Genomic DNA, 23,371 nt, shown 5'->3' with positions numbered 1-23,371 from the left:
GCGTGGCGGAACCGTTCGCGGGGTCAAGCGTGGGGGGTCAGCGTGAGCAGTGTCGCCTCGGGGCGGCACGCGAAGCGGACGGGCGCGTAGATGGAGTGCCCGCAGCCTGCGCTGACGTTCAGAGGCACCGAACGGTCGCCATGCGTCCAGGTACTGAGTCCCTTGGCCTGCTTCAGGGGGATGTCGCAGTTGGCCACGATGGCGCCGAAACCGGGGAGACAGACCTGTCCGCCGTGAGTGTGGCCGCCGAGGATGGCGTCCGCGCCGAGGTCGACGAAGCCGTTGAGCACGCGTTGATACGGCGCATGCGTGACGCCGAGCACGGGAGTGGCGTCCGACCGCGACCCGAGTTGTTCGAGCGCCGCGGGCAGCACGTCGAGGCGCTCCCAGTCGCGATGGGCGTCGTCGACGCCGAACAGGTCGACCGCCTCGCCGCGCACCGTGAGTCGCGTCGCGGTGTTGTTCAGGTCGGCCCAGCCCAGCTCGTCCGTGAAGTAGCGGTCCATCGCGGCGGTGTCGAGCAGAGTGGGCTCGCGGTGCTTCTGCGATGGTCCGGCGAAATACCGCAGCGGATTCCGGGGGGAGGGGCCGTTGACGTCGTTGGAGCCGTGCACGAACACCCCGGGAACTCCGGCGAAGGGGGCGAACGCTCGGCGGATACCCTGCAAGCCCTCCTCGTGCCCGAGGTTGTCGCCCGTGTTGACGATGAGGTCGGGCTTCAGATCGGCCAGGGACGCGAGCCAGTCCTGCTTCCGGTGCTGCCAGGGCGCCATATGCGCGTCGGAGAGGTGCAGGATGCGCAGCGGTGCCGCGCCCGCCGGAAGCGCCTCCGCCGAGACCTCCCGCACCGTGAACAGGTACCGCTCGATGCCGATACCCCAGATCGCGGTGGCTGCACCGACGGCCCCCACCGCGCCGAGCGCGATGAGGGCCGGGTGCGCCGCGCGGGACGTGCCTACTTGCACGACACTCGGATCGGCGTGGCCTTCGTCGCCGCAGAGTTCGCGGCCGGGGTCGTCGCCGTCACCGTCGCGTCTTCCGCGTTACAGGAGCCTTCTCGTTCGACCGTCGTGAAGCCGGCGGCGACGAGCGCGGCGTTGGCCTCGGTCGGACTCTGCCCTGTCACATCGGGGACGGTCGCGCCGTTGCCGTTGCTGGGCGAGATCGTGATGGTGGCCCCGGCAGCGGCCTGACCGGACGGGCTCTGTTCGACGACGATGTTCGTCGCCTTGTCGCTGTCCACCGGATCGCCCACGGAGACCTGGAAACCGGCGCGCTCGAGGGTCGCAGTCGCTTCCTCGACGGTCTGCCCGACGACATCCGGCACGTCGACACGGATCTGTCGGATGAGGTTGCCGTCCGGCTCCGGGAACCGATCGCCACCGTAGGCCTGGTTCGCGGCGTGCTGCGCGGCGCGGGCCAGCGGGTACCGCACCTCGTTGAGGAGGTGGCTGCCGGTCCAGACGTTGAACACGTTGTCGTGGTTGCCGTTCGAGCGGCCGGCCCAGACCGCGGTCGCGACCTTGGTGCTGGACTCGATCATCATGGTCGACCACAGGTCGTGCGTACCGGTCTTGCCGATCAGCGGGGTGCCGTCGAAGGGGTTGGCTCGCGCGCCGGTGCCACCGCCGGCCATGACGCCCTGCAGTGCATAGGCCGCGGTCGCCGCGACCTCCTTCGAGAGCACGCCCTCGGTGCAGGAGGCCTTGGGGAGCGGACGCTCCTTGCCTTCGGCGTCGATCACCTTGTCGATCGCGCGCGGTGTGCAGTACGTGCCGCCGCTGGCGACCGTCGCGTAGGCATTGGCCATCGCGATGGGGGAGATGTTCTTCGGTCCGAGGACGTCGTAGGGGACGTTCTCCTCCGTGACCTTCTCGCCGCTGGCCAGGGTGACGCCCATCTTGTCGGCGACCTTGTTGATGTCGCAGACGTCGAGCTTGGCGGCCATCGCGAAGAACCCGCTGTTGAGGGACTGCGCCGTGAAGGCCATCGGCGTCCCCGTGAATCCGCGAACGCGGTTGAAGTTGCCGATCTTCGCCGTGTCGGTCGTCTGCGGGCTGCCGCAGACGGGGATCTGCAGGTTGGTCTGCACCGCACCGTTCAAGGACTCCCGCACGGAGTGGCCCTTCTCGAGCCAGTCGATGAGGGTGAAGAGCTTGTAGGTCGAGCCCACCTGGAATCCGCCGGAGTTGCCGTACTTCTGGTCGCCCGCGAAGACGAGCGATGAGTACTGCTGGTCGCTGGTCGGAGTCTCCGAGAACTTCGTGTTCTGCGTGATCGAGAGGATGCGGCCCGTGCCGACCTCGATCGAGACGCCGGCAGCACCGAAGTACTTGTTGTCGAAGTTCGCCGGGACGACGTTGGCCATCTCCTCGGCCGCCGGGTCCTGCACGCGGAAGTCGAGGGTGGTGTAGATCTTCAGACCACCGCGGCGCAGCAGGTCGCGACGCTCCTGGATGTCCGCACCGAACGCCTCGTCGTTCTCGACGATCGACTTCACGTACTGGCAGAAGTAGGCGTTGCGTCCGGCGGCGGCACAGCCCTGGGTCGGGACCTTGATGGCGGGAGTGATCGCGGCGGCCTTCGCCTCGTCGTGCTGCGCCTGGGTGATCTTGCCGTCCGTGAGCATACGGCCGAGAACGTAGTCGCGGCGGTCCTTGGCGTCCTTGTACCCGTCCTCGGCGGAGTTGTGCGCGACGCCGTCGTCGGTCGTGTAGGTGCCGCCGGGCTTGTCGATGCGGTACGTGTTCGGGTTCTGCACGATGCCGGCGAGCGTCGCCGCCTGGCCGACGGTGAGCTTCGCGGCGGTCGTGGAGAAGTAGTACCGCGCGGCGGCCTCGATGCCGTAGACCGTGCCGCCGAAGTTCGCGATGTTGAGGTATCCGAGGAGGATGTCGTTCTTCGAGTAGTCCTTCTCGATCTGGATGGCGTAGCGCATCTCCTGGAGCTTGCGCTCGATGCCGTCGACGCCGGAGGCGTTGGTGGCGTCCTGCCAGCACTGCTGCAGCTCGTCCGCGTAGGTCTCGGAGGCCGTGTTGACGTTCTGCTCGCACTGCTGGATGCGGACGTTCTTCACGAACTGCTGGCTGATCGTCGAAGCGCCGCGGCTGGACGTGCCCCGCACGTTGTCGACGAGGGCCTTCACGGTCGCGCCGAGGTTGACGCCGCCGTGGGTGTAGAAGTTCTTGTCCTCACTGGAGAGGATCGCGTCGTAGAGGACGGGGGCGACCTGCTCGTAGGTAACCGGGACCCGGTTCTGCTCGTAGAACGACGCCAGCACGACCGGCTTGCCCTCGGGGTTGGTCGCGTAGATGGTCGACTGCTCCATCGGGGTGTCGACCTTGAGGACCTCGGGCAGCTCATCGAAGATGGTCAGCGCCGTGGAGCCGGCGACGCCGGTCATCGCGAGGACGGGGGTGACGCTGGCGGTGACCAGCAGACCGGCGATGGCGCTCAATCCGACGAGCCCGACGAGACCGCCGAGCACGCCCTTCACCGTGCGGTTCTTTTGGGGCATACGCTTGATCGTAGGGGAGTTCCCTGAATACCCGCTTTGACGAGCGCGGCCCGGTCTGCCCTGGACGCGCCCTGATCGACAGGAGTGCCATGACCACGTGGGAGTACCTCACCACGCCGCTGCTGATCCACAACACCGCGGCCATCCTCAACAACTGGGGCAAGCAGGGCTGGGAGCTCGTGCAGGTGGTGCAGGGCCCCGAAGGCGGTCTGGTCGCCTACTTCAAGCGCCCGGTGACCACGGACGGCTCGGCCAACGCCGGTCTCGCCGCCGCCGCCGAAGCCTCCCGCCAGTTTGAAGGGGGCCAGGCATGAGCGTCGCCGCCCGACTCTCCGAGCTCGGCATCGAGCTGCCCGCCGTCGCCGCTCCGGTCGCCGCCTACGTGCCGGCCGTCGTGCACGGTGGCCTCGTCTACACGTCTGGCCAGCTCCCGTTCGTCGACGGCGCCCTCCCGGCGACCGGCAAGGTCGGTGCGGAGGTCTCTGCGGAGGACGCCAAGGCGTTCGCCCGGACCTGCGCCCTGAACGCGCTCGCTGCGGCTGCCGATGTCGCAGGCGGTGTCGATCGGATCGCCGGTGTGGTCCGCGTCGGCGGGTTCGTCGGCTCGGCGGAGGGCTTCACCGGACAGCCCGCCGTCATCAACGGCGCGAGCGAGGTGCTCGGCGAGATCTTCGGCGAGGAGGGCCGGCACGCCCGCGCCGCGGTCGGCGTCGCGGAGCTCCCGCTCGGCAGCCCCGTCGAGGTCGAGGTTACGTTCCGCCTCGCATAGTTCCCGTGCCCCGGCTCGCCGAGACCCCGGGTACGCGCCGAGACCCCCTGTTGCAGACGCCTGCAGCAGGGGGTCTCGACGTGAACCCGGGGTCTCGCGTTACTTGACCTGGGCGGAGATGATGCTCATCACGGCGGTGTCGGCGAGCGTCGTCGTGTCGCCGACCTCGCGACCCTCGGCCACGTCGCGGAGCAGACGCCGCATGATCTTGCCGGAACGGGTCTTCGGCAGCTCCCCGACGATGTAGACGTCGCGCGGACGGGCGATCGCGCCGATCTGCTCGCCCACCCAGAGCCGCAGCTGCTGGGCGAGTCCCGCCGGGTCGTGCGCCGAGAGGTAGCTCTCCTTGATGATCACGAACGCGACGACCGCCTGACCCGTGGTCTCGTCCGAGGCGCCGACGACGGCGGCTTCGGCCGTGGCCTCGTGCGCGACGAGCGAAGACTCGATCTCCGCGGTCGACAGCCGGTGGCCGGAGACGTTCATCACGTCGTCGACCCGGCCGAGCAGCCAGAGGTCGCCGTCCTCGTCGAGGCGGGCGCCGTCGCCGGCGAAGTAGTAGCCCTGCTTCTCGAACTTCTCCCAGTACGTCTCGCGGAAACGCTCCGGGTCGCCCCAGATGCCACGCAGCATGCTCGGCCAGGGTTCGGTGATCACGAGGAGGCCGCCGTTGCCGTTGCCGACCTCGACGCCCTGTTCATCGACCACATCGATCGAGATGCCGGGCAGGGGCACCTGCGCCGAGCCGGGCTTCGTGGCGGTGATCCCGGGGAGCGCCGACACCATGATCGCGCCGGTCTCGGTCTGCCACCACGTGTCGACGATCGGCGTCGAGCCGGCGCCGATGACCTCGCGGTACCACATCCAGGCCTCAGGGTTGATGGGCTCGCCCACCGAGCCGAGCACGCGGAGCGAGGACAGGTCGAACTTCTGGGGAACGCTGCGACCGATCTTCATGAAGGAGCGGATCGCGGTCGGCGCCGTGTAGAAGATCGAGACCTTGTACTTCTCGATGAGCTCCCACCAGCGTCCGGGGTGCGGGGTGTCCGGGGTGCCCTCGTAGAGCACCTGGGTCGCGCCGTTCGCGAGGGGACCGTAGGTGACGTAGCTGTGTCCGGTGATCCAGCCGATGTCGGCGGTGCACCAGTAGACGTCGGTCTCCGGCTTCAGGTCGAAGACGTTCTTGTGCGAGTAGGCCGCCTGGGTGAGGTAGCCGCCGGAGGTGTGCAGGATGCCCTTCGGCTTCCCCGTCGTGCCCGAGGTGTAGAGGATGAAGAGCGGGTTCTCGGCGGGGAACGCCTGGGCGGTGTGGTCGGCGGAGGCGGCGGGGACGACGTCGTGCCACCAGAGGTCGCGGCCCTCGGTCCACTCCACCTCGTTCTCGCCGCGCTTGACGACGAGCACGTGCTCGACGGTCTGCTGCTCGCCCTCGCCGCGGTCGGCCAGCGCCTGGTCGACGGCCGGCTTCAGGGGGGAGACGCGGCCCTTGCGGTACCCGCCGTCCGCCGTGATCACGAGCTTGGCGCCGGCGTCGTCGATCCGGGAGCGGAGGCTGTCCGCGCTGAAACCACCGAAGACGACCGAGTGGATGGCGCCGACGCGCGCCACGGCGAGCATCGCGGCGATCGCCTCGGGGATCATCGGCAGGTAGATCGCGACGCGGTCGCCCTGACCGATGCCGAGCTCGTCGAGCACGTTCGCGACGCGCTTGACCTCGTCCGTCAGCTCGGCATAGGTGATGCGGCGGCTGTCGCCGGGCTCACCCTCCCAGAAGAGTGCGACGCGGTCGCCGTTGCCGGCCTCGACGTGCCGGTCGAGGCAGTTGTACGCCACGTTGAGCTCTCCGTCGTCGAACCACTTGGCGAAGGGCGGATTGCTCCAGTCGAGGACCTGCGTGAAGGGCTTGTGCCAGTGGACGAGCTCGCGCGACTGGTCGGCCCAGAAGCCCTCGCGGTCCGCGGCGGCGCGCTCGTAGAGCTCCTGCGAGGCGACGGATTGGGCGGCGAACTCCTCCGACGGCGCGAAGCGCCGGGTCTCGTCGAGAAGGTGATCGATCTGACTGCTCATCGGCAGGCGCTCCTTTGCGGCGTTCGGGTCGTGCAGGCATGGCCGCAGGGGGAGTGCGACCAGGTCAGGGTGAATCTATCCCCGCCCCTGACCCTCGAATACTGCCGAAAGTCGGTAGTCGAGTGGGTTTTGTCAGGACGGTCGCCTTGCGTACACTCGACGACAGCCGAAATCTCATTCCGGCCTTGGCGTGCCCGATTCCCCCGATCGAGAGCCGCCGTGGGCGGCATCTCATTCCCCCCGTGAGGTGCCGCCCTTTCTCATGGGAGCGCTCTCGCCTCCTCGTCCGCCGCGGTCGGCTCCTGCACCGCCGCGGGTGGCGTCTGGTTGTGCACAGGGTCCGACGGAACATGTGCCCCGCGCGGTCGACGCACACAGCCGCGGCCTACCTTCGCCGTATGCCTGATCGATTCGTCATCCGCCCTCGCCCTTCCGGGACTCGTGCCGCATCGCGCGCTCCGCAGGAGGCGCTCCGGAGTGAGCCGGCGTTCGCCCCGCTCGCGCCGTTCGTCGACGACGAGGTGACGGACGTGTTCCTGAACGGCGCGGACGCGCTGTTCGTGGATAGAGGGAGCGGGGCGGAACGCGTGCCGGACTGGCGGGCCACGGAACGCGAGGTCCGCGAGCTCGCCGTGGCGCTCGTCGCGATCGGAGGGCGACACCTCGACGATCAGACGCCGTGCGTCGATGTGCGGCTCGGCTCCGGCGTCAGGGTGCACGCCGCCTTGGCTCCGGTGTCGGCATTGGGCACAGCCGTGTCGATCCGCGTCCCTCGCGTACACGCGGCCGACCTCGATGCGCTCGCGGCGCGCGGGGCCTTCGATGCGCGGCAGAGGCGCTGGCTCGGCGCGCTCGTCCGCGACCGGGCGAACCTCCTGCTCACCGGGGGAACGGGCTCCGGCAAGACGACGCTGCTGTCGGCTCTGCTGTCGGAGGTCGCGCCCGATGAGCGCATCGTCACCATCGAAGACGTCGCGGAGCTGAGGCCCCGGCACCCGCACCATGTGGCTCTGGAGGCTCGCCAGGCCAATCTCGAAGGCGCCGGGGAGATCGATCTGGCGCGATTGGTGCGGGAGTCCCTGCGCATGCGGCCCGACCGTCTGGTGGTGGGCGAGTGCCGAGGGGAGGAGGTGCGCGAGCTGCTCACCGCGCTCAACACCGGGCACGACGGCGGTGCGGGCACCCTGCACGCCAGCGGTCTGGCGGACGTGCCCGCGCGCTTGGAGGCTCTGGGCGCGCTCGCCGGCATGGATGCGGTGGCCCTCGCGCGTCAGGCGGTGAGCGCCTTCACCATCGTGCTGCACCTGGAGCGCACCCCGGCCGGGGCGCGACGCATCGCGAAGGCCGGTCGTCTCGTGCTCGCAGGCGACCGTCTGGCGATCGAGGAGGTCGAGCCGTGGTGACGCTCCGTGTGCCGCGTCCGGCGTCGGCGGCCGGTCCGCATGTCGCCGATTCCGTCCAGACGCTCGCGGTGCTCCTGCAGGCCGGGGCGATCCCCCTCGTCGCCTGGCGGCATCTCGCGGGCACAGGAGACCCGTCCGCGACGGCGGTGCTGGAACGAACGGATGAGGGGGTGCCCCTGGTCGCGGCGATCGAGGCGCAGGGTGGCATGTGGACGGAGCTGGCGGCGGCGTGGGAGGTCGCCACGACGGTGGGAGCGCCGCTGGCCGACGTGCTCCGCACCATCGCCGAGGCGCTGCGCGATGCCGCGTCGGCGGCGGACGACGTCCAGGTGGCCCTGGCCGAGCCGGCGGGTACGGCGCGACTGCTGCTCTGGATGCCGCTGGCCGGCCTGCTGCTCGGCGTGGCGCTGGGCTTCGACACCCTGGGCGCGATCATCGGTAACCCCCTCGGGGGTGCGTGCGTCGTCGCCGGCCTCCTGCTGGTCGTGATCGCCCGACTGTGGACGAGACGACTACTGCGCCGTGCGCGTCCCGAGTCGGGGACGCCGGGCATGACGGCGGAGCTCGTCGCGGTCGCGCTCACGGGTGGTGCACCGATCGACCGCGCCGTCGCGCTCGTCACCGAGACCGGAGTCGTCGATCCCGCCGAGCGCGACCGCGTCGGCCAGGTGCTCGAGCTCTCCCGTGCAGCCGGCGTCCCCGCCGTGGAGCTGCTGCGCGCGGCGGCGGCACAGGACCGGCATCGTGCGAGGGTCCAGGGGCGTCTTCGCGCCGCGCGCCTCTCCACGCGGCTGCTGCTTCCGCTCGGCGTCTGCACGCTGCCTGCGTTCCTCCTGCTCGGTGTGGCGCCCCTCCTGCTCAGTGTGCTCGCCTCCACGCCCCTGCCGACTTGACCCTTCCGTGATCACCCAAAGAAAAGAGGTATGAAGATGAACGACACCCTGCCCACCCTGGACCGGCGCCGCGCCCGGGCTCTCTTCGGAGACGACACCGGCGCAGCGACCGCTGAGTACGCCATCACCACCATGGCCGCGGTCGCCTTCGCCGGTCTGCTCGTGGCGATCATGCGCTCGGACGAGGTGCGGGGAATCCTCACCGGCCTCGTCCGTCGAGCTCTGACCGTCTCATGACGGGCGGCGTACCCGATGCCGATGCGACCCCGGCACACCGGCGGTGGCGGGGCGACCGTGGCGCCGTCGCGGCGGAGCTCGCCCTGGCGCTGCCGGCCATCGTGCTGGTGCTGCTGCTCGGGGCGGGTGCTCTCGTGGCGGCGTCGAGGCAGGTCGCGCTGCAGGATGCGGCCGCCGACGCCGCGCGGCTGCTCGGCCGCGGCGAGGACCCGGCGGCGGCAGCCCGGGTCGTCCACGAGGCGATCCCGGGCGCCGGTGCCGCGTTCGCCCCTGCGGGCGACCTCGTGTGCGCCACGGCGACGCTCCGGGTCTCCCTCGGAGCGGTCATCAGCGTCCCGCTGCGCGCCTCGAGCTGTGCGCTGGACGGGGGCCGATGATGGCCGGTTCGGCGCTGGCGGCCGCGCTCCTCGTGGTGAGCGCCACGCTGTCCGTCGGTCTTGCGGCGGTGGGCGGTGCGGCGGTCACAGCACAGCGTGCGGCGGGCGCCGCCGACGCCGCCGCGCTCGCCGCCGCGGACGCCGCGAGCGGCGCGGTGCCGACGGCCGACGAGCCTTGTGCGTTGGCCGCCAGGGTCGCCGCGGCGGGCGGGGCGGCCCTGATGAGCTGTTCGCTGGAAGGGTATGTGGCGACCGTGTCCGTGGAGGCGGCGTACGCTGGACTCGCTGCCGTCTCCCGCGCTCGTGCCGGGCCACCCGAGGAACCATGACGGCGGCTCTACCCCTCGCCCGCTGTGAACGACCCCTGATAGCGGTGTGTATGGTGTGCTTCGAAGAAAGGACGCCCCTTGGCTGAAGGCAAGAAGCTCGTCATCGTCGAGTCCCCGACGAAGATGCGGTCTATTCAGGGATACCTCGGCGACGGCTACGAGGTGCTCAGCTCCGTCGGGCACATTCGCGATCTCGCCGACAAGAAGGACATCCCGGCCGAGGACAAGAAGGCGTACGGCAAGTACTCCATCGACATCGACAACGGTTTCGACCCCTACTACGTGGTCTCGGACCGCAAGACCAAGACGGTCGCCGAGCTCAAGCGCGCGCTCAAGCACGCCGATGAGGTCCTGCTCGCCACTGATGAGGACCGCGAGGGCGAGGCGATCGCCTGGCACCTGCTGGAGACGCTCAAGCCCAAGGTGCCGGTCAAGCGCATGGTCTTCCACGAGATCACCAAGGACGCGATCCAGGCCGCCGTCGGCAACACCCGTGAACTCGACCACGCCCTCGTCGACGCGCAGGAGACCCGGCGCATCCTCGACCGCCTCTACGGGTGGGATGTCTCGCCCGTGCTCTGGTACAAGGTCAAGACCGGGATCTCGGCCGGCCGGGTGCAGTCCGCCGCGACCCGCCTGATCGTCGACCGCGAGCGTGAGCGCATGGCGTTCGTCTCTGCGGAGTACTGGGACGTCGATGCCGACGCGGCCGCGACCGGCACGTCCTTCCGCATCCGCCTGGTGCGCGTGGACGGCGGCCAGCTCGCCCGAGGCTCCGACTTCGACGACACCGGGAAGCTCAAGAAGGCGGTCGTGGTCCTCGACGAGGCGAAGGCGGCAGCCCTTGCGCGCGCCGTCGACGCCGCAGGGGCGGGAACCGTCACCAAGGTCGAGGCCAAGCCGGGAACCCGCAGCCCCTACGCGCCCTTCACGACCTCCACCATGCAGCAGGAGGCGGGCCGCAAACTCTCGATGAGCGCGAAGCAGGCGATGAGCGTCGCCCAGCGCCTCTACGAGAAGGGGTACATCACCTATATGCGTACCGACTCCACGGCGCTGAGCACCCAGGCGGTGCAGGCGGCCCGGAGTCAGGCCGTGGCTCTCTACGGCGACAACGCGGTGCCCCTCAAGCCGCGCGTCTACAAGTCGAAGAGCAAGAACGCGCAGGAGGCGCACGAGGCGATCCGCCCCTCGGGGGAGAACTTCCGCACGCCGTCCTCGCTGTCCGGCGAGCTCGACCGCGAGGAGCAGCGGCTGTACGACCTGATCTGGAAGCGCACCGTCGCGAGCCAGATGTCGGACGCCAAGTACGAGACGACGACCGTCACCATCGCGGTCGAGGCGGACGGCCAGACGGCGGAGTTCACCGCTTCGGGCACGGTCTACACGTTCAAGGGCTTCCTCGAGGCCTACGAAGAGGGCCGCGACGAGAAGCGCAGCGATGCCGACGCCGCGGAGAACCAGTCCCTGCCCGCAGTCTCCGTCGGCGATGAGCTGGCGGTGTCCGCCGCGGAGGCGAAGGGGCACCGCACCACGCCGAAGCCGCGCTACACCGAGGCCTCGCTGGTGAAGGTGCTCGAGGAGAAGGGCATCGGCCGTCCGTCGACCTTCGCCACGATCCCGGAGACCATCCTCGATCGCGGGTATGCGGTCAAGCGCGGACAGGCCCTCGTTCCGACGTGGCTCGCGTTCAGCGTGGTGCGTCTGCTCGAAGAGCACTTCGCCGAGCTCGTCGACTACGACTTCACCGCGGCGCTCGAGGACGACCTCGACACCATCGCACGCGGCGAGCAGAACCGCGTGGAATGGCTGAAGTCGTTCTACTTCGGCTCAGACTCGCACGTGGGTCTTCGCCAGGTCGTCGACAACCTCGGGGAGATCGACGCCCGGGCGCTGAACTCGACGCGGATCACCGACACCGCGACCCTCCGGTTCGGCAAGTACGGCCCCTACCTCGAGGTGACGGACCCGAAGGATCCGGAGGCCAAGCCGCGGATCGTCAACGTCCCCGAAGATCTCGCGCCTGACGAACTCACGGCGGAGAAGGCCCAGGAGTTGATCGATGCGCCGGTCGCCGGCGACCGCGTCCTCGGGGTGAACCCGGAGAACGGCAAGGTCGTCGTCGTCAAGGACGGACGCTTCGGTCCCTACGTGCAGGAGAACGATCCGGTCTCCGACGATGCCGCCGTCGACGAGGCCACCGGTGAGGTCGTCGACCTTCGGCAGGCTCAGGCACCCAGCGCGAAGGGGAAGCGCGGCGCGAAGAAGGAAGCGGCGCCCAAGCCCCGCACCGCCTCGCTGTTCCGCTCGATGTCGGTGGACACGATCGATCTCGACACCGCGCTGCAGCTGCTGAGCCTGCCGCGCGTGGTCGGCGTCGACCCGGAGACGGGGGACGAGATCACCGCGCAGAACGGCCGCTTCGGTCCCTACCTGAAGAAGGGCGCCGACTCCCGGTCGCTGGAGAGCGAGTCGCAGATCTTCGACGTCACGCTGGAACAGGCGCTGGAGATCTACCAGCAGCCCAAGTACGGCGCCCGGCGGGCGTCGAGCGCGCTGGCCGAGTTCGAGGCCGACCCGGTGAGCGGTAAGCCCATCCGCGTGCGCGACGGCCGCTTCGGACCGTACGTCACCGACGGCGAGACGAACGTCACCATCCCGCGCGGACAGACCCCGGACGACATCACGTTCGAGATCGCCGTGCAGATGCTCGCGGACAAGCGCGCGAAGGGTCCGGCGCCCAAGCGCGGAGCGGCGAAGAAGGCTCCCGCCAAGAAGGCTCCCGCCAAGAAGGCACCGGCGAAGAAGGCCCCGGCGAAGGCCTCCACCGCGAAGAAGTCCACGGCGGCGAAGACGTCGACCACCTCGGCGGCCCGCTCGGCGGCGGCCAAGAAGGCGGCGGCGACCCGGGCCGCGAACGCGGCGGCGAAGGCCGCAGAGAAGGCGGACTCGTGACCGCAGGCCCGGGCCTCTGGATCACGCTGGAGGGCGGGGACGGGTCCGGGAAGACCACCCAGTCGAATCTCCTGGCCACGTGGCTGGAGCAGAGCGGTCGGACGGTCGTGCGCACCCGGGAGCCGGGTGGTTCCGAGGTCGGGCAGCTCATCCGCGACATCGTGCTCCACCATCGCGGCGACATCGCCCCGCGTGCGGAGGCGCTGCTCTACGCCGCTGACCGTGCACACCACGTCGCCACGGTCGTCCGACCCGCGCTCGCTCGCGGCGAGATCGTGCTGCAGGACCGCTACCTCGACTCCTCGGTGGCATATCAAGGCGCCGGACGCGTCCTCGACGCCACGGAGATCCGCGATCTGTCGCTGTGGGCCGCGGAAGGGGCTCTTCCGGACCTCACCGTGCTCCTCGATCTCGATCCGGCCACGGCGCGCACGCGCCTCGACTCGGCCGACAAGCCGTTCGACCGGCTGGAGGCCGAGAAGGAGGCCTTCCACGCCCGTGTGCAGGACGCCTATCTCGAACTGGCCCGCGCGGAGCCCGCTCGGTTCCTCGTGATCGACGCTGCGGCGTCGCCCGAACACATCGCTGATCGCATCCGCGCCCGCGTCTCCGCACTGTTCGACTGATCCTCCACAGAGAAGGCCCCGTCCGACGGGATGCCCGGTCCACCGGCGGGTGGTGGGAGCGTCGGCGGTCGCGATTAGGCTGAGTGCATGCCCTCGACCCTCGCCCCGCCTTTTCCCTGGGCCGACGTCTGGGGGCAGGAGGCCGCCGTCGAGACGCTGCGCGCCGCCGCGTCCGATCCCGCCGCGCTCTCGCACGCCTGGCTGATCACGGGCCCTCCGGGCTCCGGACGCTCGACCCTCGCCTACGCCTTCGCCGCCGCGCTCATCGCCGAGGGGCCGGACGACGAGGCCACGATGCGGCAGGTCCTCGCCGGTACCCACCCCGACGTGACCGCGCTCCGCACCGACAAGGTGATCATCACCATCGCCGAAGCGCGCGCCCTCGTCGAGCGCTCCTACTTCGCCCCGTCCGCCGGCCGCTATCGGGTCATCGTCGTCGAAGATGCCGACCGGATGGTGGAGCGCACCTCGAACGTGCTGCTCAAGGCGCTGGAGGAGCCGCCGGAGCAGACCGTCTGGATCCTCTGTGCGCCCAGCGAGGCCGACCTCCTCCCCACGATCCGGTCGCGCGTGCGGTCGCTCCGGCTTCGCGAACCCGACGTGGCGGACGTGTCCCGCCTCATCAGTCTCCGCACGGGAGTGGACGAGGTGGTCGCCGAGCAGGCCGCCCGACACGCGCAGCGTCACATCGGCATGGCCCAGCGTCTCGCCACCGACGATTCCGCACGTCGCCGCCGCGACGAGACGCTCCGCGCCGTGATCGGGGTGCGCGGAGTCAACGACGCCGTCGAGGTCGCCGGCCGCATCATCCAGGCGGCGACGGAGGACGCCAAGGCGCTCACCGCCGAGCGGGACGCAGCGGAACGTGCCGCTCTCCTGCGCACCGTCGGGGTCGCCGAGGGGCAGGCGGTGCCTCCGGCGCTGCGAGCCCAGGTGTCCGCGCTGGAGGACGACCAGAAGAAGCGGGCGACGCGGAGTCTGCGGGACGGCATCGACCGGGTCCTCACCGACCTGCAGTCGCTCTTCCGCGACGTCGTGATGCTGCAGTACGGTCGCGGCGACGACCTCATCAACCGCGAACTGCACCCCGAGCTGGCCGGCCTCGCCGCCGCCTGGAGCGTGGAGCGTACGCTCGTCGTGCTCGACCACCTGGCCGAGACCCGTGAGGCGCTGGAGCGCAACGTCGCCCCGCTGCTCGCACTCGAGAGTTTGCTCGTGACGGTCACGAGCGGGAGGAAACCGTGAAGACTCGATCCCTGTCCCGCCTCCGTCGCACCGCGGCCGTCGTCGCCGGCCTGGCTGCCGCCTCGGTCGCGCTCTCCGGATGCCTCTACGCCATGATCCCGGAGCAGTCCTCGAAGCCGGCCGTGGAGAAGACCCCGGACACCGAGGGTGTCGCGGAAGATCTGCTGCCGTTCTACTCCCAGGGGCTGGACTGGACCGACTGCGGGCCAGGCTTCGACTGCACGACCGTCACCGCGCCGCTCGACTGGGAAGACCCCGGAGCGGGAGAGATCGAGCTCGCCGTCGTGCGGCATCGCGCCGAGGGCGAGGCGATCGGCTCGCTGCTCACGAACCCCGGTGGCCCCGGTTCCAGCGGCGTCGACCTCATCCAGAGCAACCTCGACTACGCGGTGGGTCCGGCGCTCATCGAGAACTACGACGTCATCGGCTTCGACCCGCGCGGGGTCGGCGCCTCCACCGCCGTCACCTGCTACGACGCGAAGGAGATGGACGAGTACCTCTACGGCATCCCTTCGGCGTCGCGGGGCACCCCGGAGTGGGAGGCCGAGCTGCTCGACTCAGCCCGCGCCTTCGGCGAGGCGTGCGACGCCAACAGCGGGGGCATCCTCCCGTACATCACGACGGTGAACGCCGCCCGCGACATGGACCTCCTCCGTGCCGTCCTGGGCGACAAGGAGCTCAACTACCTCGGGTACTCGTACGGCACGTTCCTGGGCGCGACCTACGCCAAGCTCTACCCGGAGAAGGCCGGGCGGCTCGTGCTCGACGGGGCGATCGATCCCTCCGTCCCCGGCCTCGAGGTCGGTGCCACGCAGGCACTCGGCTTCGAGTCGGCGCTGCGGGCGTACATGCAGAACTGCCTCGACTCCGGCTCGTGCCCCTTCAACGGCACGGTCGATGAGGCGATGGCCGATCTCGGCGCGCTGCTGGCGAGCGCGGACCGCACGCCGTTGAAGAACGGGGACGGCCGCCTCATGGGCGCCGACGCCCTGATGACGGCGATCATCGCGGCGCTGTACTCGGAGGACAGCTGGGAGATCCTCACCCAGGCCCTGGACGAGGCGCTACAGGGCGACCCGTCGACGGCCTTCCGCCTCGCCGACTTCTACAACGGTCGGGAGAACGGCACCTACATCGACAACTCGACCGAGGCGTTCCGCGCGTACAACTGCATGGACTACCCGGTCGAGGACGACCCTGCCGCCGAGGCGGCCACCGAGAAGAAGATCGCGGAGGGGGCGCCGACCATCGCCCCGTACTGGTCCGGACCGGACCCGTGTGAGGTGTGGCCGTATCCGCCCACCGGGACCCGCGAGAAGATCACCGCGGAAGGCGCGGGGCCCATCGTCGTCGTCGGCACGACCAACGATCCCGCGACCCCGTACGAGTGGTCGGAGTCGCTCGCCGATCAGCTCTCCGAGGGCGTCCTCATCACCCGCGTGGGCGAGGGCCACACCGGTTACAACAAGGGCAACGTCTGCGTGGACGAGGCGGTGGAGGCCTTCCTCCTCGAAGGCGTGGTGCCGGAAGACGGCCTGCGCTGCGAGTGATCGCGCCTCGATTCGCGAGTGAGCGCGAGACAGGGTAATATCGGTGATCGCGCCGCTCACGCGTCGCACGCCGCTTTAGCTCAGTCGGCAGAGCATTTCACTCGTAATGAAAAGGTCGTCAGTTCGATTCTGACAAGCGGCTCAGGAAAACCCCCGGAACCCTCGTGGTCCCGGGGGTTTCCTCGTCTCCGGGCCCGGCCGCGGGGCGTACTCTCGGAGCATGAGCAGAGCGCTTCTCATCGTCGACGTGCAGAACGACTTCACCGAGGGTGGTGCCCTCGCGGTTCCGGGCGGTGACGCGGTGGCCTCCGCCGTCTCCGCCTACCTCGCGTCCCACGCCGACGACTACGAGGTGATCGTGGCCTCCCGGGACTGGCACGATGCCGACGGCGACAACGGCGGCCACTTCTCCACGACCCCGGACTACACCGACTCCTGGCCCGTGCATTGCGTCGCCGGCATGGCCGGAGCCGAGTATGATCCGTTGCTCGTGACCGACCGTGTCACCCACCACGTGCGCAAGGGCCAGGGCCGCCCGGCCTACTCGATGTTCGAGGGGGTGACCGACGACGGTGCGACGGTCGCCGCGGTGCTGAGTGCGGCCGGCGTCGTGACGGCCGATGTCGTCGGCATCGCCACGGACCACTGCGTCCGGGCTTCTGCGCTCGACGCGATCGCCCACGGCGTCCACGTCCGTGTGCTCACCGACCTGATCGCCGGGGTCGCCCCCGAACCCAGTGCCGCTGCTCTCGCCGAGCTTGCACACGCCGGTGCCGAACTGCTGGAGAGCGCGGAGACGTGAGTCGCAGCGTCCTCCTCCTCCGCGCGGTCAACGTCAGCGGACGCAACAGTGTGCCGATGATGCGGCTGCGCGAGCTGCTCGCCGCCGAGACCGACCTGGGGGACGTCTCCACCTACATCGCGAGCGGCAACATCCTCTGCGCGACGCCGCGAGAACCCGCGGCGGCCTGCGCGACGGTCCGGGCGCTCATCGCGGCGGAGTTCGGTGTCGACACACCGGTCATCCATCGCACGCACGCCGAGCTCGCCGAGTCCGAAGCGGCCCAGCCCTTCCCGGAGGGGGAGCTGAAGCTCGTGCACGCGATGTTCCTCGAGGGTGAGCCCGCCCCCGGGGCTCTCGAGGCTCTGCACGAGCGCCTGATGCCGGGGGAGCGCCTCGCCCTGGTCGGACACGATCTGTGGATCGACTACGCCCCCGGCGGGGTGCACACGACGAAGCTCTCGAAAGCCGTGCTCGACCGGGCGCTCGGGGTTCCCGGCACGGCGCGCAACCTGCGCACGGTGCGGAAGCTCATCGCGCTGACGGCGTGACCACGGCCCGGCTCAGCGCGGTCGGCGGCATCTGGGCATGCGGGGCGAGGTCCACCCGACGAGAATCGCAGTCCGGGCACCGGACGTACAGCACGACGCCCTCGCTCGTGGGATGGCGCGACTCCACGAGCCAGGCGTGCTCGTGGGTGTCGTCGGGGGAGGTGAGACGGGGGATCGGGAGGGTGTCGGAGGAGGCCATGGGACCAGCGTGATGTAATGGTCTTATGCATCTCAACCCTTACGGGGAGTATGCGGTGCTCCTCGCCGCCTCCCTCGCGAACGACTGGCCGGAGGACCGCGCGGGGATCGAGGAACGCGCGCTCGCGCTGGGGATGACGCAGACGTTTCCGCCGGCCCCCGACGACCACGCGCAGGTGCGCGTCGTGATCGACGACTGGCTGGCCATCGTGGATGAACCGGACCCCGATGCGCGGGCCGCCCTGCTCAACGATCAGCTCGCCACCGCGGGCGCCTATCCGCGGCTCACCAATCACGATGACGAGGGCTGGCACCTGCACTACCGGGACGACGTGCGCTCGCTGCCCTTCGTGCTGCGCGCGATCATCAACCTCGGCACGGCGCTGCACCTCGTGACCCGGGGGATGAACCGACTCGGGCGCTGCGACGCGCCGCCGTGCACCAACGTCGTCGCGGACGTGACGCGCAACGGCCGCCAGCGGTTCTGCTCCGTGAGGTGCGCGAACCGGGCGGCCGTGCGGCGCCATCGGGCGCGCGTGAGCTGATGGTCAGGCGGTCTGTCCCGCGTGCTTGCCCTCGCCGATCTCCTCGACCAGCTTGGCGTTGAACGCCGGGAGGTCATCGGGGGTGCGGCTCGACACGAGCCCCTCGTCGACCACGACCTCCTCGTCCACCCAGCTCGCGCCGGCATTGCGGAGATCGGTCTTCAGGCTCGGGTAGCTCGTGATCGTCCGGCCGTCGACGACGCCGGCCTCGATGAGGATCCAGGCGCCGTGGCAGATGACGCCCACCGGCTTGTGCTGCTCGAAAAACGCGCGTGCCAGGTCGATGGAGGCCTGATCCATCCGGAGGTGATCCGCGTTCACCACGCCGCCGGGCAGCACGAGCGCGTCGAACTGGTCGGCGCTGGCGTCCACGGCCTTCAGGTCGACGGCCTGTTCGTGGCCGTTCTTCCCGGTGATCGCTGCTCCGTCCGGGGCGATGAGTGTGGCGCTCGCGCCCTCCGTCGTCACCGCCTCCCAGGGGCTCGTGAGCTCGCTGTCCTCGAAGCCGTCCGTCGCCAGGAATGCCACGCGGTTTCCGGTGAGAGTCATGGTCCGTCCTTTCGGTAGGAAGTCGCCCTGTTCCGGGGACTCCTCGACCCTCTCGCAGGGCTCCGGGCGTCGCCAGGGGGTGGCCAGCCGCGGACGACGGTGATACAGAGCGGCCGCGCTGGCGGGAATGGCATCGGCGACTCGATACGATCCAGACATGCGCCTCCGCCCTGCTCTCCTCCTCCTGCCGGTGCTGGTCGTCCTCGCCGGCTGCACGCCGGCTCCGGAGCCGACACCGACCGTGACCTCCACCCCCTCGGAGACGCCGTCGTCCTCGCCCGTCCCGACCACGGCCCCGACGCCCACGGAGACGTCCGCGCCGCCGGCTGCCGGCGCCTTCGCGAAGGGGCAGCTCGTCTCTCTCTGCACCGAGAAGATCCGCTCGATCTCGCCGGATGCGACGTTCTTCGCCGACATGGCGACCACGGAGTGGCTGGAAGAGTCGGCGGTGTGGTTCGTGGCCGTCCCGGAGACGATCGACGGTCAGGACAACGTCGCCGTCTGCGGCATCGGGGGGAGCCCCGAGGCCCCGGACTTCGTGATGCACGGCGAGACGCTGCCGGACGGCGTCGCCGGGATCCGCGACGACCTGCTCGCCGGGAACGCCGGCGGCGACGACTGAGGATGCGGTGGGCCCCGTGGGGCTCGAACCCACGACCCGCGGATTAAAAGTCCGATGCTCTGCCAACTGAGCTAGAGGCCCGTGCTTCCAGTCTAGGGGGCGCACGACGAGGGGCCGTCGGCGCCACAGCCGCCGACGGCCCCTTCACCTGCCCCGTGTCCCTCCTGACAACAGGGGAGGCCGTGTGCCGGTCGGGTCGCCGGCACCATCCCTGGCTTACTCAGCCGGGGGCATCAGGACCGAGTCGATGAGGTACACGGTCGCGTTCGCGGTCTGCACGCCGCCGCAGATGACGTTGGCGTCGTTGACCATCCACTCGTCACCGCTGCCGGTCACCTCGAGGTCGGCGCCCTGGACGGTGGTGTGCATGCCCTCGATGTCGGACGGCTCGATCTGGCCGGGGACCACGTGGTACGTGAGGATCGAGGTCAGCAGGTCGCTGTCGGTCTTCAGCGTCTCGATGGTCGCGGCGTCGATCTTCGCGAAGGCGTCGTCGACCGGGGCGAACACGGTGAACTCGTCGCCGTTGAGCGTGTCGACGAGGTTCACGTCGGGGTTCAGCTCACCGCTGACCGCCGACACGAGCGTCGTCAGCATGGGGTTGTTCGAGGCGGCGACCGCCACCGGGTCCTGGGACATGCCCTGGATGGAACCGGCGCCGTCCGGGACCTCCTCCGCGTAGGCCTCGCAGCCGGGGCCGACGAGGTTCGCGGCGGGATCCATCTCCATCGGCGTCGACTCCGACGACTCCGGGGTCGTCGGCTCCGACGACTCCTCCGTGCTCGTTCCGCTGCCCATGGAACATGCCGAGAGCAGGAATGCGCTCGCCAGACCCAGGGTGACTGCTGCGGTGACCTTCTTCTTGGTGCTGAACATGTCGAGCTCCTTCGAAACTCCGGCCACGGCCTCTCCGTGGCGTCGAGGGCTGTTCGGAAGCCTCCCCGGATCGGATGGGAGGAATTTCGAGATTCTCCGAAATCGGATCCGATCCAATCCGCTGCGGGGGGTCGGCGCGAACAGCACCCGACAGAGACGAGGACCTCATGGACCTGATCATCATCGGCCTGCTCGGCGGGCTCATCACCGGCATCTCGCCGTGCATCCTGCCCGTGCTCCCGGTGATCTTCCTCACCGGCGGTGCCCAGTCGGCGTCCTACGAGGGGGAGGCGGTGCCGGCGAAGCGCAGCCGCCCCTACTTCGTCATCGCCGGCCTCGTGCTGAGCTTCACGCTCGTGACGCTCGCCGGCTCGCTCCTGCTGGGCCTGCTGAACCTGCCGCAGGACATCATCCGCTGGGTCGGCATCGCGGTGCTGGTCGTCATCGGGGTGGGACTCATCGTGCCGCGGTTCCAGCACATCCTGGAGCGGCCGTTCCAGCGCTTCGGACAGCGCGAGGTGAAGAACCGCGGCAACGGCTTCGGTGTCGGCCTCGCCCTCGGGGCCGTGTTCGTCCCGTGCGCGGGCCCGGTCCTCGCGGCCATCATCGTCGCCGGCTCCACGGGGCAGATCGGCGTGGGCACCGTGCTCCTCACCGTCTCCTTCGCGATCGGCGTCGCGGTGCCCCTGCTGGTCTTCGCGCTCGCGGGGCGCAGTGTCATCGAGCGCATCCGGGCCTTCCGGACGAAGGAGCGGGCGCTCCGGATCGCCGCCGGCGTGGCGATGATCGGCCTCGCCGTTGGTCTCGTGTTCAACGTGCCGCAGGCGCTGCAGCGTCTGCTCCCGGACTACACCGCGCCCCTGCAGGAGCAGATCGCCGACTCCGAGCAGGTGCAGGACGCCCTCGACCTCGGCGGCCTGGTGAACGAGGAGAACAAGGACCTCGACAAGTGCACGAACGGCGCGACCGAGCTGGAGTCCTGCGGGACGGCGCCCTCCATCAAGGGGATCCAGCAGTGGCTCAACACCCCGGACGGGGAGGCGATCGACCTGAAGGACCTGCGCGGCCAGGTGGTCCTCATCGACTTCTGGGCGTACTCCTGCATCAACTGCCAGCGCTCCATCCCGCACGTCGTGGCCTGGGACGAGGCCTATCGGGACGCGGGACTGCAGGTGATCGGCATCCACTCGCCCGAGTACGCGTTCGAGAAGGATCCGGGGAACGTCGCGGCGGGCGCGCGCGACTTCGGCATCGAGTACCCCGTCGCTCTCGACAACACCCTCTCCACCTGGACCAACTACCGCAACCGCTACTGGCCCGCGCACTACCTCATCGACGCGGAGGGGACCGTGCGCCACATCTCCTTCGGCGAGGGCAACTACGCCGCGACGGAGGCGATGATCCGGGAGCTGCTGCAGGACGCCGACCCCGACGTCGATCTCCCCGCCGCCACGGACGTGAAGGACGAGACCCCGGACGTGGGAGCCACGACCCGGGAGACCTTCCTCGGCTCCTCGAAGGACGTCAACTACGGCGGCGGCGACGAGTACCGTCGCGGAGACGGCAGCTTCCGCTTCCCGGACGACCAGCCCGACGACAGCTTCGCCCTGGACGGCGACTGGACGGTGGAGACCCAGTATGTGACGCCGACCGCTGACGACGCGCGGATCCGGTTGCAGTATCGGGCGGCTGAGGTGCGCATGGTCGTCGCGGGGTCGGGGGAGGTGGTGGTCACCGACGCCGACGGGAACGCGCAGACGATCCGGATCGACGGGACGCCACGCTCCTACGGGCTGCTCGAGCAGGACGACATCGCGAAGGGCACGTTCACGCTCGAGGTCCCCACCGGCGTCGAGGTGTATTCGTTCACATTCGGGTGACGTCTGCACGGGAAGAGGGAGGAGATACGGCATGCTTATGGAGATGGTCATCGATGGGATGGACGTCCCCGAGGACGGGACGGCGCCGCAGGATGCTGTCGCCGACCTCCTCGTCCGCGTCGCCTCCGGTGATCAGGCTGCCTTCGCGGCTCTGTACGACTCCCTCTCCTCCCGCGTCTTCGGTCTCATCCTCCGCGTGCTCGTGAACCGCGCGCAGAGCGAGGAAGTGCTGCAGGAGGTCTTCCTCGAGATCTGGCAATCCGCTTCCCGGTTCGCTCCGAACAAGGGACAGGGACGAACCTGGGTGATGACAATCGCGCATCGCCGGGCCGTGGATCGGGTGCGGGCTTCGCAGTCGAGTGCGGACCGGGACGTGCGCGCGGGATTCAAGGACCTCGGCGTCGCGCACGACAGCGTGGCGGAACGGGTCGAGCTGGGGATCGAAGGAGAGCGGGTCGTCGCGGCGCTGACCGGGCTTCCGGAGGCGCAGCGGGAGGCGCTCGTCCTCGCCTACTACGGCGGTTACAGTCAGAACGAGATCGCGGCGCTCGTGGGAGCACCGCTGGGCACGATCAAGACACGGATGAGAGACGGGCTGACCCGGCTCCGCACGGCGATGGGGGTGACGGCATGAACGAGAAGGACTTCACGGAGCTCGCGGCAGGTGCCGCACTCCACGCGCTCTCGGCGGACGACGAGCGTCGGTACCGCCGTGCCCTCGCCGAGCACCCGGAGTGGGCGGCGCAGGACGACGCCGACGCCGATACGGCCGCTCTCCTCGCGGACGGCGTGGCCCCGGTCGCCCCACCCGCCGGCATCCGTGCGTCCCTGCTCGCGCAGATCGCCCAGACTCCGCAGGGCGCCGCATCCGCATCCGCCTCCGAGCCCGACGGCTCCGCGGACGAGAGCCCCGCCTCCGGCGCCGCCTCTCCCGGCCCGGCTCGCCGCTGGACCCGGCTCGCGTTCGCGCTCGCCGCGTGTCTCGCGCTCCTGGTGGGCGTCGGCATCGGTGCGGTCGCGCTGAACGACCAGTTGAACCGCCCGGCGAGTGTCGTCGCGCTGCAGGAGATCGAATCCGCGGGCGACGCGCAGAAGGCGACGGTCGAGCTCGACGACGGCGCGACGGCCACCGCGCACTGGTCGGGCTCGGTCGGCAAGGCCGTACTCGTCACGGACGGGCTGCCCGAGGTCGCGGACGGCAAGACGTACGAGCTGTGGTTCGTACGCGGGGAGGACCCGATCGCCGCCGGCGTGTTCGATGTCGACGGCGGGGAGGCCACCGCGCTCCTCGAGGGCGAGATGCAGGCCGGCGACGCCATCGCGGTGACGGTCGAGCAGGAGGGCGGATCGCCGTCCGGACTGCCCACGACCGACCCGGTGATCGTCATCCCGACGGCCTGA

24 protein-coding genes and 2 tRNA genes are annotated in these 23,371 nt (G+C 69.9%); 19 read left to right on the top strand and 7 right to left on the bottom strand.

What is annotated here, in order from left to right; translation table 11 throughout:
• Positions 1 to 23: 23 nt before the first annotated feature.
• Together KZC57_RS05965 and KZC57_RS05960 are read right to left on the bottom strand one after the other, a co-directional pair.
• Positions 24 to 965, bottom strand: coding sequence for a metallophosphoesterase (locus tag KZC57_RS05965; protein WP_060921876.1), 942 nt, complete (start codon positions 963 to 965; stop codon positions 24 to 26).
• Positions 956 to 3,517: a transglycosylase domain-containing protein gene (locus tag KZC57_RS05960; protein ID WP_247641260.1), complete on the bottom strand. Its 2,562-nt coding sequence runs from the start codon at positions 3,515 to 3,517 to the stop codon at positions 956 to 958. Before KZC57_RS05960 ends, KZC57_RS05965 begins: the two co-directional genes overlap by 10 nt.
• Positions 3,518 to 3,606: 89 nt before the next feature.
• Between KZC57_RS05960 and KZC57_RS05955 the strand changes: the two genes are divergently transcribed.
• Positions 3,607 to 3,831 (top strand): hypothetical protein, encoded by a 225-nt coding sequence (locus KZC57_RS05955; protein ID WP_060921874.1) that lies wholly within the window; start codon positions 3,607 to 3,609, stop codon positions 3,829 to 3,831.
• The gene (locus KZC57_RS05950) at positions 3,828 to 4,286 is read left to right on the top strand and encodes a RidA family protein (protein WP_105950280.1); all 459 of its coding nucleotides are present in this window, start codon (positions 3,828 to 3,830) and stop codon (positions 4,284 to 4,286) included. Before KZC57_RS05955 ends, KZC57_RS05950 begins: the two co-directional genes overlap by 4 nt.
• Before the next feature lie 99 nt (positions 4,287 to 4,385).
• Here the strand turns inward: KZC57_RS05950 and acs are convergent, their stop codons facing one another.
• A complete protein-coding gene (acs, locus tag KZC57_RS05945; protein ID WP_247641259.1) occupies positions 4,386 to 6,353 on the bottom strand; it encodes an acetate--CoA ligase in 1,968 nt (655 codons plus the stop codon).
• 398 nt (positions 6,354 to 6,751) lie between these two features.
• Between acs and KZC57_RS05940 the strand changes: the two genes are divergently transcribed.
• From KZC57_RS05940 to KZC57_RS05885, 12 genes are all read left to right on the top strand, one after another.
• Complete coding sequence (locus KZC57_RS05940) at positions 6,752 to 7,756, top strand: TadA family conjugal transfer-associated ATPase (protein WP_247641258.1); 1,005 nt, start codon at positions 6,752 to 6,754, stop codon at positions 7,754 to 7,756.
• Positions 7,750 to 8,649 (top strand): type II secretion system F family protein, encoded by a 900-nt coding sequence (locus KZC57_RS05935; protein WP_247641257.1) that lies wholly within the window; start codon positions 7,750 to 7,752, stop codon positions 8,647 to 8,649. Before KZC57_RS05940 ends, KZC57_RS05935 begins: the two co-directional genes overlap by 7 nt.
• A gap of 30 nt (positions 8,650 to 8,679) precedes the next feature.
• Positions 8,680 to 8,886 carry a DUF4244 domain-containing protein gene (locus KZC57_RS05930; protein ID WP_105950277.1) on the top strand — a complete coding sequence of 69 codons (207 nt, stop codon included), beginning with the start codon at positions 8,680 to 8,682 and terminating at the stop codon, positions 8,884 to 8,886.
• The gene (locus KZC57_RS05925) at positions 8,883 to 9,263 is read left to right on the top strand and encodes a TadE family type IV pilus minor pilin (protein ID WP_231919670.1); all 381 of its coding nucleotides are present in this window, start codon (positions 8,883 to 8,885) and stop codon (positions 9,261 to 9,263) included. Before KZC57_RS05930 ends, KZC57_RS05925 begins: the two co-directional genes overlap by 4 nt.
• Positions 9,260 to 9,592: an Rv3654c family TadE-like protein gene (locus KZC57_RS05920; protein ID WP_306663911.1), complete on the top strand. Its 333-nt coding sequence runs from the start codon at positions 9,260 to 9,262 to the stop codon at positions 9,590 to 9,592. Before KZC57_RS05925 ends, KZC57_RS05920 begins: the two co-directional genes overlap by 4 nt.
• A 78-nt stretch (positions 9,593 to 9,670) precedes the next feature.
• Complete coding sequence (gene topA / locus KZC57_RS05915) at positions 9,671 to 12,547, top strand: type I DNA topoisomerase (protein ID WP_217584233.1); 2,877 nt, start codon at positions 9,671 to 9,673, stop codon at positions 12,545 to 12,547.
• On the top strand, positions 12,544 to 13,173 hold the full coding sequence (tmk, locus tag KZC57_RS05910) for a dTMP kinase (RefSeq protein WP_247641256.1): 630 nt from the start codon (positions 12,544 to 12,546) through the stop codon (positions 13,171 to 13,173). The genes topA and tmk overlap by 4 nt, the downstream gene beginning before the upstream one ends.
• Positions 13,174 to 13,260: 87 nt before the next feature.
• Positions 13,261 to 14,418, top strand: a complete 1,158-nt coding sequence (locus KZC57_RS05905) for a DNA polymerase III subunit delta' (RefSeq protein ID WP_060922999.1) — start codon at positions 13,261 to 13,263, stop codon at positions 14,416 to 14,418.
• Positions 14,415 to 15,968: an alpha/beta hydrolase gene (locus KZC57_RS05900; protein WP_186326392.1), complete on the top strand. Its 1,554-nt coding sequence runs from the start codon at positions 14,415 to 14,417 to the stop codon at positions 15,966 to 15,968. Before KZC57_RS05905 ends, KZC57_RS05900 begins: the two co-directional genes overlap by 4 nt.
• A 69-nt stretch (positions 15,969 to 16,037) precedes the next feature.
• Positions 16,038 to 16,110, top strand: a tRNA-Thr gene (locus KZC57_RS05895).
• Between the two features lie 78 nt (positions 16,111 to 16,188).
• Positions 16,189 to 16,770, top strand: coding sequence for an isochorismatase family protein (locus KZC57_RS05890; protein WP_217584231.1), 582 nt, complete (start codon positions 16,189 to 16,191; stop codon positions 16,768 to 16,770).
• Complete coding sequence (locus tag KZC57_RS05885; RefSeq protein ID WP_105950272.1) at positions 16,767 to 17,300, top strand: DUF1697 domain-containing protein; 534 nt, start codon at positions 16,767 to 16,769, stop codon at positions 17,298 to 17,300. Before KZC57_RS05890 ends, KZC57_RS05885 begins: the two co-directional genes overlap by 4 nt.
• Here KZC57_RS05885 and KZC57_RS05880 read toward each other — a convergent pair.
• The gene (locus KZC57_RS05880) at positions 17,281 to 17,499 is read right to left on the bottom strand and encodes a hypothetical protein (protein WP_105950271.1); all 219 of its coding nucleotides are present in this window, start codon (positions 17,497 to 17,499) and stop codon (positions 17,281 to 17,283) included. The two genes, KZC57_RS05885 and KZC57_RS05880, sit on opposite strands and share 20 nt — an antisense overlap.
• A 25-nt stretch (positions 17,500 to 17,524) precedes the next feature.
• Between KZC57_RS05880 and KZC57_RS05875 the strand changes: the two genes are divergently transcribed.
• Positions 17,525 to 18,043 (top strand): CGNR zinc finger domain-containing protein, encoded by a 519-nt coding sequence (locus KZC57_RS05875; RefSeq protein WP_247641255.1) that lies wholly within the window; start codon positions 17,525 to 17,527, stop codon positions 18,041 to 18,043.
• A 3-nt stretch (positions 18,044 to 18,046) separates the two neighbouring features.
• Here KZC57_RS05875 and KZC57_RS05870 read toward each other — a convergent pair whose 3' ends face one another.
• On the bottom strand, positions 18,047 to 18,592 hold the full coding sequence (locus KZC57_RS05870; RefSeq protein WP_247641254.1) for a type 1 glutamine amidotransferase domain-containing protein: 546 nt from the start codon (positions 18,590 to 18,592) through the stop codon (positions 18,047 to 18,049).
• A gap of 157 nt (positions 18,593 to 18,749) precedes the next feature.
• Here KZC57_RS05870 and KZC57_RS05865 point away from each other — a divergent pair, with 157 nt between their 5' ends.
• A complete protein-coding gene (locus KZC57_RS05865; RefSeq protein ID WP_060922992.1) occupies positions 18,750 to 19,214 on the top strand; it encodes a hypothetical protein in 465 nt (154 codons plus the stop codon).
• Between the two features lie 8 nt (positions 19,215 to 19,222).
• On the opposite strand, the gene KZC57_RS05860 is transcribed toward KZC57_RS05865, so the two are convergent.
• Positions 19,223 to 19,295, bottom strand: a tRNA-Lys gene (locus tag KZC57_RS05860).
• A 135-nt stretch (positions 19,296 to 19,430) separates the two neighbouring features.
• A complete protein-coding gene (locus KZC57_RS05855; protein ID WP_105950821.1) occupies positions 19,431 to 20,090 on the bottom strand; it encodes a fasciclin domain-containing protein in 660 nt (219 codons plus the stop codon).
• Positions 20,091 to 20,257: 167 nt separating this feature from the next.
• Between KZC57_RS05855 and KZC57_RS05850 the strand changes: the two genes are divergently transcribed.
• Genes KZC57_RS05850 through KZC57_RS05840 form a run of 3 tightly spaced genes read left to right on the top strand, consistent with a single transcriptional unit; the run spans position 20,258 to position 23,371 of the window.
• Positions 20,258 to 21,970 carry a cytochrome c biogenesis protein DipZ gene (locus KZC57_RS05850; protein ID WP_247641253.1) on the top strand — a complete coding sequence of 571 codons (1,713 nt, stop codon included), beginning with the start codon at positions 20,258 to 20,260 and terminating at the stop codon, positions 21,968 to 21,970.
• A gap of 31 nt (positions 21,971 to 22,001) precedes the next feature.
• Positions 22,002 to 22,604: an ECF RNA polymerase sigma factor SigK gene (sigK, locus tag KZC57_RS05845; protein WP_174521451.1), complete on the top strand. Its 603-nt coding sequence runs from the start codon at positions 22,002 to 22,004 to the stop codon at positions 22,602 to 22,604.
• Positions 22,601 to 23,371, top strand: a complete 771-nt coding sequence (locus KZC57_RS05840) for an anti-sigma factor (RefSeq protein ID WP_247641252.1) — start codon at positions 22,601 to 22,603, stop codon at positions 23,369 to 23,371. The genes sigK and KZC57_RS05840 overlap by 4 nt, the downstream gene beginning before the upstream one ends.

Origin of the sequence: Microbacterium sp. KSW4-4, assembly GCF_023091185.1 — a bacterium.
Taxonomy (GTDB): domain Bacteria; phylum Actinomycetota; class Actinomycetes; order Actinomycetales; family Microbacteriaceae; genus Microbacterium; species Microbacterium paraoxydans.
Note: the sequence above shows the minus strand (reverse complement) of the source record. Positions and strands in the feature narration are given on the sequence as shown.